General features: G+C 74.5%; 13 protein-coding genes and 1 pseudogene. 5 read left to right on the top strand and 9 right to left on the bottom strand.

The features are described from left to right. Positions 1–63 precede the first annotated feature (63 nt). Together AC2RP6_RS22455 and AC2RP6_RS22450 are read right to left on the bottom strand one after the other, a co-directional pair. Positions 64–876: a TIGR03084 family metal-binding protein gene (locus AC2RP6_RS22455; RefSeq protein ID WP_486447803.1), complete on the bottom strand. Its 813-nt coding sequence runs from the start codon at positions 874–876 to the stop codon at positions 64–66. Positions 877–1,236: 360 nt separating this feature from the next. Next, positions 1,237–1,452 (bottom strand): hypothetical protein, encoded by a 216-nt coding sequence (locus AC2RP6_RS22450; RefSeq protein WP_486447802.1) that lies wholly within the window; start codon positions 1,450–1,452, stop codon positions 1,237–1,239. Between AC2RP6_RS22450 and AC2RP6_RS22445 the strand changes: the two are divergent. Then, a pseudogene (locus AC2RP6_RS22445) lies at positions 1,442–2,551 on the top strand (alpha/beta fold hydrolase); the annotation flags it as partial. The gene AC2RP6_RS22450 and the pseudogene AC2RP6_RS22445 overlap by 11 nt on opposite strands. On the opposite strand, the gene AC2RP6_RS22440 reads toward AC2RP6_RS22445, so the two are convergent. Beyond that, a complete protein-coding gene (locus tag AC2RP6_RS22440; RefSeq protein ID WP_486447801.1) occupies positions 2,527–2,664 on the bottom strand; it encodes a hypothetical protein in 138 nt (45 codons plus the stop codon). The pseudogene AC2RP6_RS22445 and the gene AC2RP6_RS22440 sit on opposite strands and share 25 nt — an antisense overlap. Before the next feature lie 26 nt (positions 2,665–2,690). Here AC2RP6_RS22440 and AC2RP6_RS22435 point away from each other — a divergent pair, with 26 nt between their 5' ends. Next, complete coding sequence (locus tag AC2RP6_RS22435) at positions 2,691–2,828, top strand: hypothetical protein (protein WP_486447800.1); 138 nt, start codon at positions 2,691–2,693, stop codon at positions 2,826–2,828. Between the two features lie 168 nt (positions 2,829–2,996). Here AC2RP6_RS22435 and AC2RP6_RS22430 read toward each other — a convergent pair whose 3' ends face one another. Genes AC2RP6_RS22430 through AC2RP6_RS22420 form a run of 3 tightly spaced genes read right to left on the bottom strand, consistent with a single transcriptional unit; the run spans position 2,997 to position 7,228 of the window. Next, positions 2,997–3,353: a DUF1801 domain-containing protein gene (locus tag AC2RP6_RS22430; RefSeq protein WP_486447799.1), complete on the bottom strand. Its 357-nt coding sequence runs from the start codon at positions 3,351–3,353 to the stop codon at positions 2,997–2,999. Continuing rightward, positions 3,353–4,285 carry an EamA family transporter gene (locus AC2RP6_RS22425; protein ID WP_486447798.1) on the bottom strand — a complete coding sequence of 311 codons (933 nt, stop codon included), beginning with the start codon at positions 4,283–4,285 and terminating at the stop codon, positions 3,353–3,355. Before AC2RP6_RS22425 ends, AC2RP6_RS22430 begins: the two co-directional genes overlap by 1 nt. A 57-nt stretch (positions 4,286–4,342) precedes the next feature. Then, positions 4,343–7,228: an FAD-binding and (Fe-S)-binding domain-containing protein gene (locus AC2RP6_RS22420; RefSeq protein WP_486447797.1), complete on the bottom strand. Its 2,886-nt coding sequence runs from the start codon at positions 7,226–7,228 to the stop codon at positions 4,343–4,345. Between the two features lie 96 nt (positions 7,229–7,324). Here AC2RP6_RS22420 and serC point away from each other — a divergent pair, with 96 nt between their 5' ends. Both serC and AC2RP6_RS22410 read left to right on the top strand, forming a co-directional pair. Beyond that, the gene (gene serC, locus AC2RP6_RS22415; protein ID WP_486447796.1) at positions 7,325–8,443 is read left to right on the top strand and encodes a phosphoserine transaminase; all 1,119 of its coding nucleotides are present in this window, start codon (positions 7,325–7,327) and stop codon (positions 8,441–8,443) included. Positions 8,444–8,670: 227 nt separating this feature from the next. Continuing rightward, positions 8,671–11,799: a sacsin N-terminal ATP-binding-like domain-containing protein gene (locus AC2RP6_RS22410; RefSeq protein ID WP_486447795.1), complete on the top strand. Its 3,129-nt coding sequence runs from the start codon at positions 8,671–8,673 to the stop codon at positions 11,797–11,799. Here AC2RP6_RS22410 and AC2RP6_RS22405 read toward each other — a convergent pair. Together AC2RP6_RS22405 and AC2RP6_RS22400 are read right to left on the bottom strand one after the other, a co-directional pair. Then, a complete protein-coding gene (locus tag AC2RP6_RS22405) occupies positions 11,796–12,620 on the bottom strand; it encodes an SGNH/GDSL hydrolase family protein (RefSeq protein ID WP_486447794.1) in 825 nt (274 codons plus the stop codon). The two genes, AC2RP6_RS22410 and AC2RP6_RS22405, sit on opposite strands and share 4 nt — an antisense overlap. Beyond that, entirely contained in the window at positions 12,604–13,182 is a 579-nt protein-coding gene (locus AC2RP6_RS22400) for a PadR family transcriptional regulator (RefSeq protein ID WP_486447793.1), read from the bottom strand. The genes AC2RP6_RS22405 and AC2RP6_RS22400 overlap by 17 nt, the downstream gene beginning before the upstream one ends. Before the next feature lie 96 nt (positions 13,183–13,278). On the opposite strand from AC2RP6_RS22400, the gene AC2RP6_RS22395 reads away from it, so the two are divergent. Then, entirely contained in the window at positions 13,279–13,695 is a 417-nt protein-coding gene (locus AC2RP6_RS22395; protein ID WP_486450405.1) for a nuclear transport factor 2 family protein, read from the top strand. A 38-nt stretch (positions 13,696–13,733) separates the two neighbouring features. On the opposite strand, the gene AC2RP6_RS22390 is transcribed toward AC2RP6_RS22395, so the two are convergent. Continuing rightward, positions 13,734–16,196, bottom strand: a complete 2,463-nt coding sequence (locus AC2RP6_RS22390; RefSeq protein WP_486447792.1) for a cation-translocating P-type ATPase — start codon at positions 16,194–16,196, stop codon at positions 13,734–13,736. Between the last annotated feature and the right edge of the window lie 149 nt (positions 16,197–16,345).

Here is a 16,345-nt window from a genome sequence, read left to right as displayed (position 1 = left end):
GCAAGGCGCTGGAGCGGTCGCCGTAGAAACCGGACGCGTTGCCGATGAGGAGGGGGCGGCGGGTCACCGCGCGGCCCCCGGCTCCCGTCCCGCGCCCGCCGGTCCGGCGAAGGCCTGGGCGATGTCGAGCCAGCGGTCCGCGTCGGGGCCGGTCGCGGTCAGGGCCAGGTCGGCGCGGTGGGCCCGCTGGGTCACCAGCAGGCAGAAGTCGAGGGCCGGGCCGGTGATCCGCTGCGGGGACGCGGGCGGCCCGTACACCCATACCCCCGCGCCGTCGGGGGCGGTCAGCTCCACCCGGAACTCCCCGTCGGGAGCCGGCAGTCCGCGTACGGCGTAGGCGTAGTCGCGGGCCCGTACGCCGATCCGTGCCACGTGCCGCAGCCGGGCGGTCGGGGTGCGGCGCACGCCGAGCGCGTCGGCGACGTCCTGGCCGTGCGCCCAGGTCTCCATCAGGCGGGCGCTGGCCATCGAGGCGGCCTTCATCGGTGGCCCGTACCAGGGGAAGCGGGTGTCGGGCGGGGCCGCCGCGAGGGCCCGTGCGAGGGCGTCGCGCGCCGCGCGCCAGCGGGTGAGCAGCTCGGCGGGGGGCAGCTCCGCGCCCTCCCGGGCGCCGTCGTCGACGAAGGAGTCGGGGGCCTTCAGCGCCTGTTCGACCATGTGGCCGAAGCCGGCGGCGTCGGTGAGGGAGAGCAGCGAGGCCCGGTCCGTCCAGTGCAGGTGGGCGATCTGGTGGGCGATGCTCCAGCCGGGCGCGGGCGTGGGCCGGGCCCAGTCGGGGCCGGGCAACCGCTGGACGAGGGCGTCGAGTTCCCGCCCCTCCTCGCGCAGATCGGTGAAGACGGCGACGGCGTCGTCGACGGCGGACGGATCGGGCACGGTGCGCTCCCCTTCTCGGCGTGAGGGAAGACTGGCAGCAGCCAAGAAAACAATCAAGCACGCTTGCATGATTTTCTCGGCCGTCTCCGACCGGGTGACACCTTCCCGCCACCCGCACCGAACCGGCGCCGTCCGGCCGCAGTCGATCCACACCCGCACCGCCCGCAGGTTGCACGGCACGCGCCCGCCGGGGGCCGCGGAGGGCGGTTCAGGCCGTACGCCGGAAACCCGCGATACGTCACCGTATGGCCCGTCGATACTGAACGTTCCGCTCCGGGCCCGGGCGGGCGCCCACGTTCGTGTCACTCGACGCAGAGGATGAACTGACGTGACTCCAGCCGCCCGACCCCCCTTCTCCCTCTATCCCGAACTCGACGCGACCGCCCTCGGCGCCTTCGTCTCCGCGCTGGAGAGCGGCGACGTCACCGGGCTGCCGCCCGCCCGCGCCGCCGAGGTCGCCGAGGCGCGCGCCCTGGCCGTCTTCACCCGCGGCAGGGTGACCGGCGCCGACGGCGACCTCCTCGACGCGGCGCTCTGGCGGCACACCGGTGCCCGGCCGCGCCCGATGATCGTCATGCCGTCGCCGTGGACGGGCCTGGGCTGGCTCGCGTACGCCGTCCAGGCCACCCTCTTCGCGGCCCGCGGCTACGACGTCCTCGCCTACTCCACCCGCGGCTTCGCCGGCTCCGAGGGCCAGGCCGAGGTGGCCGGCCCGCTCGACGTCGCCGACGGCAGCCGCGCCCTGGACCACCTGATCGAGCGCAGCACCGGGCCCGTGACGAAGGTCGGCTTCCTCGGGGTCTCGTACGGCGCGGGCATCAGCCAGCTCGTGGCCGCGCACGACACCCGCGTCGACGCCGTCGTCGCCCTCAGCGCCTGGAGCGACCTCGGGGAGGTCTTCCACGAGAACTCCACCCGCCGCGTCGCAGCCGTGCAGGCCCTGCTCAAGGCGGCCGCGAGGGCCCGGCTGAGCCCGCAGACGCAGAGCGTCCTCGACAACGTCCTGACCGGGAGCGACGTCCGGGGCACCCTGCGCTGGGCCGAGGTCCGCTCGCCGTTCACCCACATCAAGGAACTCAACCGCCGCCAGGTGCCCGTCTTCTTCTCGCACGCCTGGCACGAGACGCTCTTCCCCGCGAACCAGACGCTGCGGATGTTCAACGAACTGACCGGTCCCAAACGCATCGCCCTCTCCCTGGGCGACCACTCCGGCCCGGAGATGTCAGGCCTCCTCGGCCTGCCCAACCGGATCTGGACAGACGCCCACCGCTGGTTCGACCACCACCTGAAGGGCGTCGCCAACGGCATCGACGAGGAGGACCGGGTCATCGGCGAGGTGATGTGGAGCAGGACCCTCGAACCCCGCCCCACCTGGCCCTCCGTCACCGAACAGCTGGAGCGGTTCTACCTCGCCGACGGCGGCGAACTCGGCCCCGAGCCGGAGGCCGGCTGGACGGCGACCGTGCTCTGCGGGATGGACACCCCGGCGACCGTCGCCGACCAGGTCGTCGAATCCGGCCACGCGGAGATGGCCGGCCGCCCGAAGGCCTACCTGACGGAGGACATCGACCGCACCGTCGCCGCCGTCTGGACCGCCGACCCTGCCGCGGAGACCGTCCGGCTGCGCGGCACGCCCCGGCTCCGGGTGACCTACCGGGCGGCGAACCCGGGGTCCACCTTCGTCGCGTACCTCTTCGACACGGCCCCGAACGGCACGGCCCACCTCGTCACCCACGCCCCGTACAGCGACCTGAAGTCTCCGCCGGACAGCCTGATCAGCGCGGACATCGAGCTTCCAGGCCACGGCGTACGACGTGCGGCGCGGCCACCGCCTGATGCTGGTGATCGACGCGCGCGACCCCTTCTACGCCGACGCCAACCTGCCCCGCGCGACGCTGGCCTTCACCTCGCCGGAGGCCACCCCGTCGTACCTGGACCTGCCCCTCGGCTGATGCCGTGCGCCCGCCCAGCCGGTCCCCCGCGGCCGTCCGGGCGGGCGCACGCTCCACAGATGACGCACGCCGCACCGGTCCGGTTGCAGGGCCGCTCCGACTACGGCGTCCCGGTCCGGGGGCGCCGCGGGGGCCGGTGCCCCGAGCACGCGAACCCCCGTACGCCCCTCACCCCGCCCCGCCCCCGCCCGCCCCGGCCGTGGCGCGGAGGAGGTCGCGGACGAGGCCGAAGTCCACCGTGGCGGGATTGCGGAAGCGGAGGCAGGCCTTGCCCATGTCGTGGCCCGCCAGGCGGTCCGCGAAGGAGTCCCGGACGTCCGTGCGCATCAGGTAGAAGGAGATGTACTGCTTCTGGTTCGCCCAGGCGATCTCCGCCTCCGTCCCGCCCTCCCGCACGTAGACCGGCATGCCGTACGCGATGCCCTCCACGAAGCCCGGCAGTTCCGTCACGCACAGCTCGCGCAGTCGGGCGAGGGCCGCCCGGCGGGCTTCGGGGGCGGCTTCCAGGTAGGTGATGACGTCCATCAGGCCGGCTGCTTTCCGATCTGGGAGCGCACCGCGCCCATGCTGGCCGCGATGACGAGGGCGATGGCGAGGGCGTCCAGCGTCGACAGGGCCTGGTCCAGGACCAGGAACCCCGCCGTGGCGGCGATGGCGGGCTCCAGGCTCATGAGGATCGCGAAGGTCGGGGCGGGCATCCGCCGCAGGGCGAGGAGTTCGAGGGTGTAGGGCAGCACGGAGGACAGTACGGCCACACCGACGCCCAACGCGAGGGTGCTCGGGACCAGCAGGTCCGAGCCGGCTTCGACGACACCCAGCGGCAGCGACAGGACGGCGGCCGCGGCCATCGCGAGGGCCAGCCCGTCGGCCTGCGGGAAGCGGCGGCCGGTCCGCGCACTGAACACGATGTACGCCGCCCACATCGCGCCCGCCCCGAGCGCGAAGGCCGCGCCCAGCGGGTCCAGCGAGCCGAAGCCGAGACCGCCCCCGCCGTGCCCGGACAGCAGGACCACGCCGCCGAGGGCGAGGCCGGCCCACAGCAGGTTCACCAGGCGGCGGGAGACGACGACGGACAGCGCGAGCGGCCCGAGCACCTCCAGGGTGACCGCCGGGCCGAGCGGGATGCGGTCGATGGCCTGGTAGAAGAGGCCGTTCATGCCGGCCATCGCCACGCCGAACGCGACGACCGTGCCCCAGTCGGAGCGCGTGTACCCGCGCACCTTCGGCCGGCACAGGAGCAGCAGCACGACCGCGGCGGCCGCGAGGCGCAGGGTCACGACGCCCGCCGCACCCGCCCTGGGCATGATCATGACCGCGAGGGCGGCCCCGAACTGCACCGAGACGCCGGCCGAGATCACCAGTGCGACCGGCCCGAAGCGGGACCGGACCCCCTCTGCGGAGGCGTCGGGGAGCGTGGCGGCGGGAGCGGTCGTCGGGGACGCGGTAGGTGCGGGCATGCATCCAGCCTAAGCCCCGGTAAGGAGTGTCGCCGCTTCTCTTTCCTTACATCTTGACTAAGGCCGTGTGTCGGCCAACGACCCGTCCTCCGGCCCGTCCTCCAACCCGTCCGCGAGGAGTTCCACGAGGTGGCGGGCCCGCACCCCGCCCAGCTGGGCGATCTGGGTCCGGCAGGAGAACCCGTCGGCCTGGACCAGCGCGCCCGGCGGGGCCGCGCGCAGGGACGGCAGGAGCTGCTCCTCCGCACACGCCACCGACACCTCGTGGTGGCCGGGCTCGAAGCCGAAGTTCCCGGCGAGGCCGCAGCAGCCTCCGGCGGGCTCCCCCACGAGGCCGGCACGTTCGCGCAGCCGGCGGTCCGCCGCGTCCCCGAGGACGGCGTGCTGGTGGCAGTGGGTCTGGCCGACCACCGGACGGTCCAGGCGGGGCGGCCGCCAGTCCGGCGCGTACTCCTCCAGGGTTTCGGCGACGGTCCGTACGGCTGCCGCCAGGCGGGCCGCGCGCGGGTCGTCGGGCAGCAGGGCGGGGAGGTCGGCGCGCAGGGCCGCGGCGCAGCTCGGTTCGAGGACGGTGACCGGGCCGGGGACCTCGCCGACGGTGTCCAGGGTCCGGCGCAGGACCTTGCGGGCGCGGTCGAGGCGGCCGGTGGAGAGGTAGGTCAGGCCGCAGCAGACCCGGCCGCGGGTCCGGGGGACGGACACGTCCAGGCCGGCCGCGCGGAGCACGCGGAGCGCGGCGTGGCCGGCCTCGGGGGCGAGGTACTCGGTGAAGGTGTCGGGCCAGAGCACGACGGCGGGCCGCCCGGCGCCCCGCCGGCCGGAGGCCCCCGCGGGGCCGGGGCCCGCACTCGGACCCGGGCCCGCACCCCCACCCCGACCGGGCCCCGCACCCGGGCCCGCACCCCCGCCCGGGGCAGCCGGGGCGCGGCCCGGGCCCGCGATCCCCGTCGTGAACGGCCGCCTCGCCAGGGGCGGCAGGGCGCGCTCGCGGGCGAGGCCCGGCACCGGGAACGGCAGGAGGCGCGCGGCCGCGTTGACGGCGCCCGCCGCCCGCAGGCGGGCGATCAGACGCAGCCACCCCGGCAGCCCGCCCAGCGTGTAGTGGGCGAGCGGCCGGATCCGGCCGGCCCAGTGGTGGTGCAGGAACTCCGACTTGTACGAGGCCATGTCCACGCCGACCGGGCAGTCGCTGCGGCAGCCCTTGCACCCGAGGCACAGGTCGAGGGCCTCGGCGACCTCCGGCGAGCGCCAGCCGCCGGTGACGACCTCCCCGGCGAGCATCTCGTGCAGGAGCCGGGCCCGGCCACGGGTGGAGTGCTGTTCCTCGCCGGTGGCCCGGTAGGAGGGGCACATCACGCCGGGCCCGCCGGGCTCGGCCGTACGGCATTTCGCGACCCCGACGCACCGTGCGACCTCGGTGGCGAAGGGCGTGGCCGGGAGCACTTCGAAGCGGAGGTTCTCGTCCAGCCGGGCGGGCCTGACCAGCATGCCCGGGTTCATGCCGCCCGCCGGGTCCCACACGGCCTTGTACGCGCCGAAGAGCCGGATCACGTCCTGCCCGTACATCTTGGGCAGGAGTTCGGCGCGCGCCTGCCCGTCGCCGTGTTCGCCCGACAGGGACCCGCCGTGGGCGACGACCAGGTCGGCGAGTTCCTCCGAGAAGGCGCGGTAGCGGGCGACGCCGGCGGCCGAGGCCAGGTCGAAGTCGATGCGTACGTGGACGCAGCCCTCGCCGAAGTGCCCGTACGGGGTGCCGCGCAGCCCGTGGGCGGCCAGCAGGGTCCGGAAGTCCCGCAGGTACGCGCCCAGCCGGGCCGGCGGGACCGCGCAGTCCTCCCAGCCGGGCCAGGCCATCCGCCCGTCGGGGGTCCTGGTCGCGGTGCCCGCGGCGTCCTCGCGGATGCGCCACAGCGCCCGCTGTCCCGCCGGGTCCGTGACCACCAGTGCGTCCAGCGCGTCGGCGCCCCGTGCCACGGCCCGCGCCCCGCCCTCGTCCGGCATCTCCACGAACAGCCAGGCCCGGCCGCGGGGCATCCCGGCCGCGCCCCCGACGGCCGCCGCCCCGCCGAGCAGGTCCTCGGCCATGCCCTCGACCGTCAGCGGCCGGTACGGCAGCAGCCCGGCGGCGGCGTCCGCGGCCGCGCCCTCGTCGGCGTACCCGAGGACGGCGAGGGCGGGCGCGGGCGGCAGTTCGACGAGGCGCACCACGGCCTCGGTGACCACCCCGAGGGTGCCTTCGCTGCCGCAGAAGGCCTCGGCGAGCCGTACCCCGCGTTCGGGGAGCAGCGCGTCCAGGCCGCCGTAGCCGGAGATCCGCCGTGAGAAGCGGGGCGGCAAGCCGGTGCGCAGCAGGCCGAGGTGGGCGCCGACCAGTTCGCGCAGGCCGTGGGGGGCGCCGTCCCAGCCGGTGCCGATGCGGTGGGCGGCGCCCGCGTAGGTGGTGACGGCGAGCTCCGCGACGTTGTCGGCGGTGGTGCCCCAGGCCACGGAGTGGGCGCCGCACGCGTTGTTGCCGATCATGCCGCCGAGGGTGCAGCGGGAGTGCGTGGAGGGATCGGGGCCGAAGGTGAGTCCGTGGGGGCGTACGGCGTCCCGGAGCCGGTCGAGGACCAGGCCGGGCTGGACGACGGCGGTGCGGGCGGCCGGATCCACGGACACCAGGGCGTTCATGTGGCGGGTGAGGTCGAGGACCACGCCCACGCCGGTGGCCTGCCCGGCGATGGACGTGCCACCGCCCCGGGGGACGACGGGCACGCCGGCGTCGGCGCACACGCGCAGTGCGGTGGCGACGTCGACGGCGTCGCGCGGGGCGACGACGCCGAGGGGCACGCGGCGGTAGTTGGAGGCGTCCATGGTCACGAGGGCGCGTGCCGCGGCGCCGAAATCCACCTCCCCGCGCAGCTCCGCCCGCAATGTCCGCTCGACTTCACCGGGTGTCGTCACGAGGCCCAGCCTGCCACCGTCCGATCGGCGTCGCGCCGCGTCTCATCCGGTGGACGCGCTTCCGGAGCGTGGACCCGGACCCGATACGCTCCGCTCGTGGCTGAGATCCAGATTCCCGCTGACATCAAGCCCGCCGACGGACGCTTCGGCGCGGGCCCCTCCAAGGTGCGGACCGAGGCGCTGGACGCCCTCGCCGCCACCGGTACCTCCCTGCTCGGAACCTCACACCGCCAGGCCCCGGTCAAGAACCTGGTCGGATCGGTGCGCCAGGGCCTCCGGGACCTCTTCTCCCTCCCCGAGGGCTACGAGGTGATCCTGGGCAACGGCGGCTCCACCGCCTTCTGGGACATCGCGACCGCCGGTCTCATCGAGCGGAAGTCCCAGCACCTGACCTTCGGCGAGTTCTCGTCGAAGTTCGCCAAGGCCGCGAAGCTCGCGCCGTGGCTGGACGAGCCCTCGGTCATCTCCTCCGAGCCGGGCACGCACCCCGAGCCGGTGGCCGAGGCGGGCGTGGACGTGTACGCCTACACCCACAACGAGACCTCGACGGGTGTCGCGGCGCCGATCAAGCGCGTCGCGGGCGCGGACGACGGGTCCCTCGTTCTGGTGGACGCGACCTCGGGCGCCGGCGGCCTGCCGGTGGACATCACCGAGACGGACGTCTACTACTTCGCGCCGCAGAAGTCCTTCGCCTCCGACGGCGGTCTGTGGCTGGCCGCGTTCTCCCCGGCGGCTCTGGAGCGCGCGGCCCGCGTGCACGCGTCGGGCCGGCACATCCCGGAGTTCTTCTCGCTGCCGACGGCGATCGACAACTCGCTGAAGAACCAGACCTACAACACCCCGGCGCTGGCGACCCTGTTCCTGCTGGACCAGCAGCTGGAGTGGATGAACGGCCAGGGCGGCCTGGAGTTCACCACGGGCCGTACGGCGGCCAGTGCGCGCAACCTGTACGGCTGGGCGGAGGCGTCCAAGTACGCGACGCCTTTCGTCAAGGACGCCGACAAGCGGTCCGCCGTCATCGGCACGATCGACTTCTCGGACGACATCGACGCGGCGGCCGTGGCGAAGGTGCTGCGCGCCAACGGGATCGTGGACACCGAGCCGTACCGCAAGCTCGGCCGCAACCAGCTGCGCATCGCGATGTTCCCGGCGATCGACCCGGCGGACGTCCAGGCGCTGACGGCCTGCATCGACTACGTGATCGAGAAGCTCTAGCCGCGATCTCAGGCACGTCCGGAGCCCCCGGTGACTCGTCGTCGCCGGGGGCTTCCCGCTGCTCGGGGGGTGCGGGGCGCCTCGCCGGCCTCCTCGCGGGCGCCCGCTCCGCCGCCGGACACCGACGTCGTCGTGTTCGCCCACCTCACGGGCGAGGCGTGGCCCGGCACGCGATACCTTCAGGAGTTCCGCGGGAGTTCCGTGGGGCGATTCTTGGAGGCAGCGGCGTGAGCGTGCGAGTGACGGCGGCCCAGAGCGGCGTGGACCCCTTCGGCACGGCCCGGCTGCGGCGCGGCGTACTGGACGCCTGGGGCGCCGGCCCCGCCCGGTTCCGCGAGGACGCCAACGCCGAGGAGGACCTCGCCCTCGGCGGCTACCGGGACCGCCTCGTCGTCGAGCTGGCCCAGAACGCCGCCGACGCCGCCGCCCGCGCCAAGGTGCCCGGCCGGCTGCGGCTCACCCTGCACGAGGGCGAGGACGGGCCCGCGCTGCTGGCCGTCGCCAACACCGGTGCCCCGCTCGACGCGACGGGCGTGGAGTCCCTGAGCACCCTGCGCGCCTCCGCCAAGCGCGAGCCCGCCGCGGAGAGCGTCGGCCGGTTCGGCGTCGGCTTCGCCGCCGTCCTCGCCGTCTGCGACGAGCCCGCGGTGCTCGGCCGCCACGGCGGCGTCCGCTGGTCCCTCGCCGAGGCCCGCGAGCTGGCCCGCGAGGCCGCCGTCGGCAGCCCCGGCCTCGGCGACGAACTGCGCCGCCGCGACGGCCACGTACCGCTGCTGCGCCTCCCCCTGCCCGCCGAGGGGACCGCCCCCGAGGGCTACGACACCGTCGTGGTCCTCCCGCTGCGCGACGCCGCCGCCGAGGACCTCGTACAGCGGCTGCTCGCCGGTATCGACGACGCCCTGCTGCTGACCCTGCCCGGGTTGTGCGAGGTCGTCGTCGAGACCCCCGCCGGCTCGCGCACGCTGAACCGCCGCGACGAGGGCGCGTACACCGTCGTCGAGGACACCACCGGCTCCGGTACGCGGACCACCCGCTGGCGCACCGTCCGCCACGGCGGCGCCATCGAGCGGGCGCTGCTCGCCGACCGGCCCGTCGAGGAGCGGCTGCGGCCCTCCTGGGCGGTGTCGTGGGCGGTGCCCGTCGACGCCGACGGCGCCCCGCTGCGCCCGGCCACCACGCCCGTGGTGCACGCCCCGACCCCCACCGACGAGCCGCTGGGCATCCCGGCGCTGCTCATCGCGACGCTGCCGCTGGACACCAGCCGGCGCCACCCCGCGCCGGGACCGCTGACCGACTTCCTCGTGGAGCGCGCGGCCGAGGCGTACGCCGAACTCCTCGGCTCCTGGGACCCGGTGAGCACCGGGCTCGTGGACCTGGTGCCCGGCCCGCTCGGCAAGGGCGAGCTGGACGGGGCCCTGCGCGCCGCCGTGCTGCGCCGCCTCCCCCGTACGGCGTTCCTCGCGCCGGCCGCGCCGCCCGAGCACGCGGAGGAGCGCAATGCCCTGCGCCCCTTCGAGGCCGAGGTGGTGGAGGGCGCGGGCGCCGAGACGGTACGCGTCCTGGCGGAGGTCCTGCCGACCCTGCTGCCGGCCGGGCTGGAACGCCGCCCCGAGCTGCGCACCCTGGGCGTGGGGCGGCTCCCGCTGGGCGACGCCATCGAGCGGATCGCGGGCATCGAGCGCACCCCCGAGTGGTGGTACCGGCTCTACGACAGCCTCGCCGGGGTGGACCCGGACCGGCTGTCGGGGCTGCCCGTGCCGCTCGCCGACGGCCGTACCACGATCGGGCCGCGCCACGTGCTGCTGCCGTACGCGCAGACGCCCGCGGACCTGGCCCGGCTGGGGCTGAAGGTCGCCCACCCGGAGGCGGCGCACCCGCTGCTGGAGAAGCTCGGGGCCCTCCCGGCGACGCCGCGCGCCGTCCTGACGACCCCGCAGGTACGGGCGGCCGTCGCGGCCTCCCTGGATGCCGGGGAGATCTGGGACGAGGACGCCGACACGCTGGACGCCGACGAACTGGCCGAGGTGGTGCTGGGGTTGGTCCGTGACGCGGAGCTGGCGCCGGGCGACGAGCCGTGGCTGGGCGCGCTGGCCCTGCCCGACGAGGACGGGGAACTGACTCCCGCGGGTGAACTGCTGCTGCCGGACTCGCCGTTGGCGTCGGTGATCCGCGAGGACGAGGTCCCGTACGTGGACGCCGACCTGGTCGAGCGGTGGGGCGGGGGCCCGCTGACCGCGTGCGGGGTGCTGGCGACCTTCCAGCTGGTCCGCGCCACCGACGTGGTCCTGGACCCGGACGAACTGGAGCCGCGCGAGGGCGATTTCGCCGAGCCGGACGACGCGGGCCTGCTGGACGCGGTGGACGTGTGGTGCGAGGACGTGCTGGACCAGTTGCCGGACCTGCCCGTGCCGCCGGTGGCGACCGAGCTGGTCGCCGTGCGCGACCTGGACCTCGTCGACGACGACTGCTGGCCGCAGGCCCTCGCCATGCTGGCGCTGCCGCCGCTGCGGGACGCGCTGACCCAGCCCGTGCGGATCCTGCTGCCGGACGGCACGACGCAGTCGGTGCGCCCGTACACCGCGTGGTGGCTGCGCGACCACCCGGTGCTGGACGGCCGCCGCCCGGCGGGCCTGCGCGCGGCGGGCGGCGACCCGCTGCTGGAGGGCCTCTACACCTCGGCGGACGCCACCGGTTTCGAGGACGAGCAGGTGCTGCGGGCGCTGGGCGTACGGACCTCCGTGCCGGCCCTGCTGGACGAGCCGGGCGGCGCGGCCGAGCTGCTGGGCCGGCTCGCCGACCCGGACCGCGAAGTGACGGACCGCCAGCTGCACGGCCTGTACGGTGCGCTGGCCGATCTCGATCCCGAGCAGGTGACCCTGCCGGACGAACTGCGGGCGGTGGTGGACGGCGAGGTGCTCGTGGTGGACGCGGCGGACGCGGTGATCGCGGACGCCCCGGACCTGCTGCCGCTGGCGGCGGGCCTGCCGCTGCTGCCGGTGTCCCCGTCCCGGGCGGCCGACCTGGCAGACCTGCTGCAGGTGCGCCGGCTGTCGGACACGGTCCCGGCGGAGGTGACCACGCCGGGCGAGGAGCACGAGGTCCCGGAGTCGGTGCGGGTCCTGCTGGGTCCGGCGACCCCGGCGACGTACGTCGAGCACGAGGAACTGGTCGCGGGCGGGACGGAGCTGGACTGGCGGCGCACGCCCGACGGCACCCTCCACGCGTCCACCCTGGAGGGCGTGGCGGCGGGCCTGGCCTGGTCGGCGGGCCAGTGGCCGCGCCGCTTCGAGGTGGCGGCCCTGCTGGAGGACCCGTCCCGCACCTCGGAACTGGCCCGCGACCGCTGGTTCGACTAGCGGGTGCCCGGTGGATCGAGGTCGGACGGTCCGGGCTGTCCGCCGCCCGTGAGCAGGGGCAGGAGGTCGGGGCGTTTGGCGGTGCGGCCGTCGCCGGAGGAGCGGCCGCGCAGGCGGCGGCCCAGCCAGGGCCCGAGGAACGCGGTGGCCCAGCGCAGTTCGGCGGCGACGGCCGAGCGGCGCTGTGCGTCCGGCGGGGGCAGCGGCCGCGTCCAGGTGTCGTCGCTGCCCGGGAGGCCGACGGCGTGGGCGAGGGCGGCGGCGATGCGTTCGTGGCCGAGGGAGCTGGCGTGGAGGCGGTCCTCCGTCCACATCCGCGGGTCCGCCACGGCCGCCGGCAGGGCGGTCTCGGCGACGAACACCCCGTGCCGGGCGGCAGCGGCGCGGACGCGCTCGTTGAGTTCGAGCAGGCGGGGGGCCAGCGGCCGGGCGAGGGGCGCGATCCTGCCGATGTCGGGGAAGGTCACGGTCGCGACGTGCGCGCCGGCGGCCGTGAGCGCGGCGAACATCTCCTCCAGGTGCCCGGCGGTGTCGGCCGCCACGAAGCGGGGCCGCAGCACGTCGTTGACGCCCGCGACGACGGTCGCGATGTCGGGGCGCAGGGCCAGGGCGGGTGCCAGCTGCTCGGCGCGGACCTGGCCGGCGAGCCGTCCCCGTACGGCGAGGTTGGCGTAGAGCAGGCCGGGGCGGGCGGCCTCCAGGTGGTCGGCGAAACGGTCGGCGAAGCCGCGCAGGCCCGCGGTGTCGTCGCCGTCGCCGAGGCCTTCGGTCTGGCTGTCGCCCAGGGCGACGTAACGCCGGTACTCAGTGTGCGTCGGCACGGGTGGCCCGCCTCTCTCGCTCTCGCAGGACGGCCGCGCTGCGGCGGCACCAGTCGCGGTGGCCCTGCTCGAAGGCGATGCCGCGCAGACAGGTCAGGTACCCGCCGATCGTGTCGCCGCGGAGCAGGAACTCCTCCTCGGCGAGGTCGCCGCGCATTTTGCGCAGCACCCTGCCGAGCAGGTCGATCTTGGCGTCGGCGGCGGCCGCCCGCTCCTCCAGCTGGGCGATCACGGGCGCGGTGCCGATCCGGTCGGCGGTCTGCACCTTGACCAGGAGGTCGTCGCGGATGACGGACGGCTTCACGGCCGCCGCCGCGAACGCCTCCAGTTCGGCCCGGCCGGCGTCGGTGACCTGGAAGAGCCGCTTGTTGGGCCGGGCCTCCTGGACCACTTGCCGTCCCTCGACCAGGCCTTCCTTCTCCAGTCTGGCCAGCTCGGTGTAGAGCTGCTGGGGGGAGGCGTGCCAGAAGTTCGCGACGCCGATGTCGAACGACTTCGCCAGCTCGTAGCCGCTGAACTCACCGTCCAGCAGCGCCGCCAGTACGGCATGTCGCAGGGCCATCGCGGCCGCCCCTTCCCTTTTCCTCGTGCTCCCCCGCATGATACTCACGAAACTGACTAGTCAATTCCTTGAGTATCAGGAGGAGCCGTGGACCCCGTGACGGAGACCGCCGAACGCTTTCGTGCCGCCGTGGAGAAGCGCGACCCGGCCGCGCTGGAGGAGCTGTTCACCGAGGACATCCGGCTGTACAGCCCGGTGAAGTTCCGCCCCTTCGAGGGCAGGCCGATGGTGCTGGGCCTCTTCGGGGTCCTGCTGCGCGTCTTCGAGGACCTGCGCTACGTCGGCCACTTCGACGGAGCGACCGAGACCGGTGCGGACGGCACCGAGGCGCCGGCGTCGGTCCTGCCCTTCCGGGCCACGGTGGACGGCAAGGAGATCCACGGCATCGACATGCTGCACTTCGACGCCTCGGGCCGGATCAAGGAGTTCACGGTGATGGTCCGCCCCCAGTCCGCGGTGCACACCCTCGGCCAGGCCGTCCTGAGGGGCCTGCAGTCGGACGGCCTGGCGTAGGACCCCGCCGGTCGGGCCGGTCGGGCCGGTCAGGCCGGTCAGGCGGGGAACTTGCGGTCCACCCAGCGGAAGGTGAACTCGATGAGGGTCGCGGCGGCCGCCGCGACCGCCACCGCCGTCCACGGCACGGTGGCTCCGACCAGCTTGAGCTGGAAGAAGTCCTGGAGCCACGGCACGATCAGGACGACCAGGAACGCCCCGCCCATCGCCGCCACGAGGGCCAGGCGCCACCACGTGTACGGGCGCGCGATGATCGCCAGGACCCACATCGAGGTCAGGAAGAGCGTCAGCGTCGCGGCGCTGGCCTCCGCGGGCAGGGCGTCCGGGCCCGTGTAGTGGTGGCGGGCGATCAGATAGGTGACGAAGGTGGCCGTCGCCGCGATCACACCGCCGGGGATGGCGTACCGCATCACCCGTTTCACGAAGTGCGGCTTCGCGCGCTCCTTGTTCGGGGCCAGCGCCAGGAAGAACGCCGGGATGCCGATGGTGAGGGTGGACAGCAGCGTCAGGTGGCGCGGCAGGAACGGGTACTCGACCTGCGAGCACACCACCAGGATGGCCAGCAGCACCGAGTAGACCGTCTTCGTGAGGAAGAGGGTCGCCACGCGCGTGATGTTGCCGATGACCCGGCGGCCCTCGGCGACCACGGACGGCAGCGTGGAGAAGCTGTTGTTGAGCAGGACGATCTGCGCGACGGCCCGGGTGGCCTCCGAGCCCGAGCCCATCGAGACCCCGATGTCGGCGTCCTTGAGGGCGAGCACGTCGTTGACGCCGTCGCCGGTCATGGCGACGGTGTGGCCCCGGGACTGCAGGGCGCCGACCATGTCCCGCTTCTGCTGCGGGGTCACGCGTCCGAAGACGGAGTTGCCGTCGAGGACCTCGGCCATCTCGTCCTGCTCGGCGGGCAGCTTGCGGGCGTCCACGGTGTTCTGCGCGCCGGGCAGGCCCAGCTTGCCGGCCACCGCCCCGACGGAGACCGCGTTGTCGCCGGAGATGACCTTCGCCCTGACGTTCTGGTCCTCGAAGTAGCGCAGGGTGTCGGCGGCGTCGGGGCGCAGCCGCTGCTCCAGGACGACCAGGGCGGTCGGCCGGACCCCGGTGGCGACGGCCTCGTCGTCCAGTTCGCGGGCGGAGCGGGCGAGCAGCAGGACGCGCAGGCCCTGTTCGTTGAGGTCGTTGATCTCGTCGAGGGCGGGGTCGCCTGCGGGCAGCAGGACGTCGGGGGCGCCGAGCAGCCAGGTGTTGTTCTCGCCGTCGCCCTCGCTGAAGCTGGCGCCGCTGTACTTGCGGGCGGAGGAGAAGGGCAGGGACTCCGTGCACCGCCACTCGGCGCTGTCGGGGTAGGCGTCGATGATCGCCTGGAGGCTGGCGTTGGGGCGCGGGTCGGACTCGCCGAGCGCGCCGAGCACCTTCTTGACGTACGCCGGTTCCGCGCCGCCGAGCGGGCGGAGCTCGGTGACGTCCATACCGCCCTCGGTGAGCGTGCCGGTCTTGTCGAGGCAGACGACGTCGACGCGGGCGAGGCCCTCGATGGCGGGCAGCTCCTGCACGAGGCACTGCTTGCGGCCGAGGCGGATGACGCCGATCGCGAAGGCGACGGAGGTGAGGAGGACGAGCCCCTCGGGGATCATCGGCACGATCCCGCCGACGGTCCGGGCGATGGCGTCGTCGAGGTTGTTCTCCTTGACGACGAGCTGGCTGATGATCAGGCCGATGGAGGTCGGGATCATCATCCACGTGACGTACTTGAGGATGGTGGAGATACCGGAACGCAGTTCGGAGTGGACGAGCGTGAAGCGGGAGGCCTCTTCGGCCAACTGGGCGGCGTAGGCCTCGCGTCCGACCTTGGTGGCGGTGAACGCGCCGCCGCCGGCGACCACGAAGGAGCCGGACATGACCAGGTCGCCGGGCTTCTTCAGGACGGGGTCGGCCTCGCCGGTGAGCAGCGACTCGTCGATCTCCAGGCCGTCGGCCTCGCCGACGGACCCGTCGACGACGACCTTGTCGCCGGGGCCGAGTTCGATGACGTCGCCGAGGACGATCTCGGAAGTGGAGATCTCCGCGGTCCGGCCGTCGCGGCGCACGCTGGGTTTGGCCTCGCCGATGACGGCGAGGCCGTCGAGGGTCTTCTTGGCGCGCAGCTCCTGGATGATGCCGATGCCGGTGTTCGCGATGATCACGAAGCCGAACAGGCTGTCCTGGATCGGCGCGACGGCGAGCATGACCACCCACAGGACGCCGATGATCGCGTTGAAGCGGGTGAAGACGTTGCCGCGGACGATGTCGGCGGTGGAGCGCGAGGAGCGGACGGGGACGTCGTTGACGTCGCCGCGGGCGACGCGTTCGGCGACCTCGGCGGTGGTCAGTCCGCCCGGCTTGAACCGGGGCGCCGGTGGCCGCACGGGGTGCACCGGGTCGAGTTCCGCCCCGGCGTCGATGGCCGTCCCGGGGCCGCCGCCCGGCTCCCGGCCGTCATGGTCCGTCCTCGCCCGCTCCGTCATGGTTTCGACGGTAAGCGGGGTTGTATGGCTTCACCCGCCGAGAAGCCCGAAGACGCGACCTCGGGATGACCCGAATCGTCCCCGAGGAGGAGCCGAGGCCGCCCCCGCGACCGGTCGACCCCGCCGCGGGGCCGGGGACACTCCGGGGT

This window comes from Streptomyces sp. WAC03905 (genome assembly GCF_057371075.1).
Note: the sequence above shows the minus strand (reverse complement) of the source record. Positions and strands in the feature narration are given on the sequence as shown.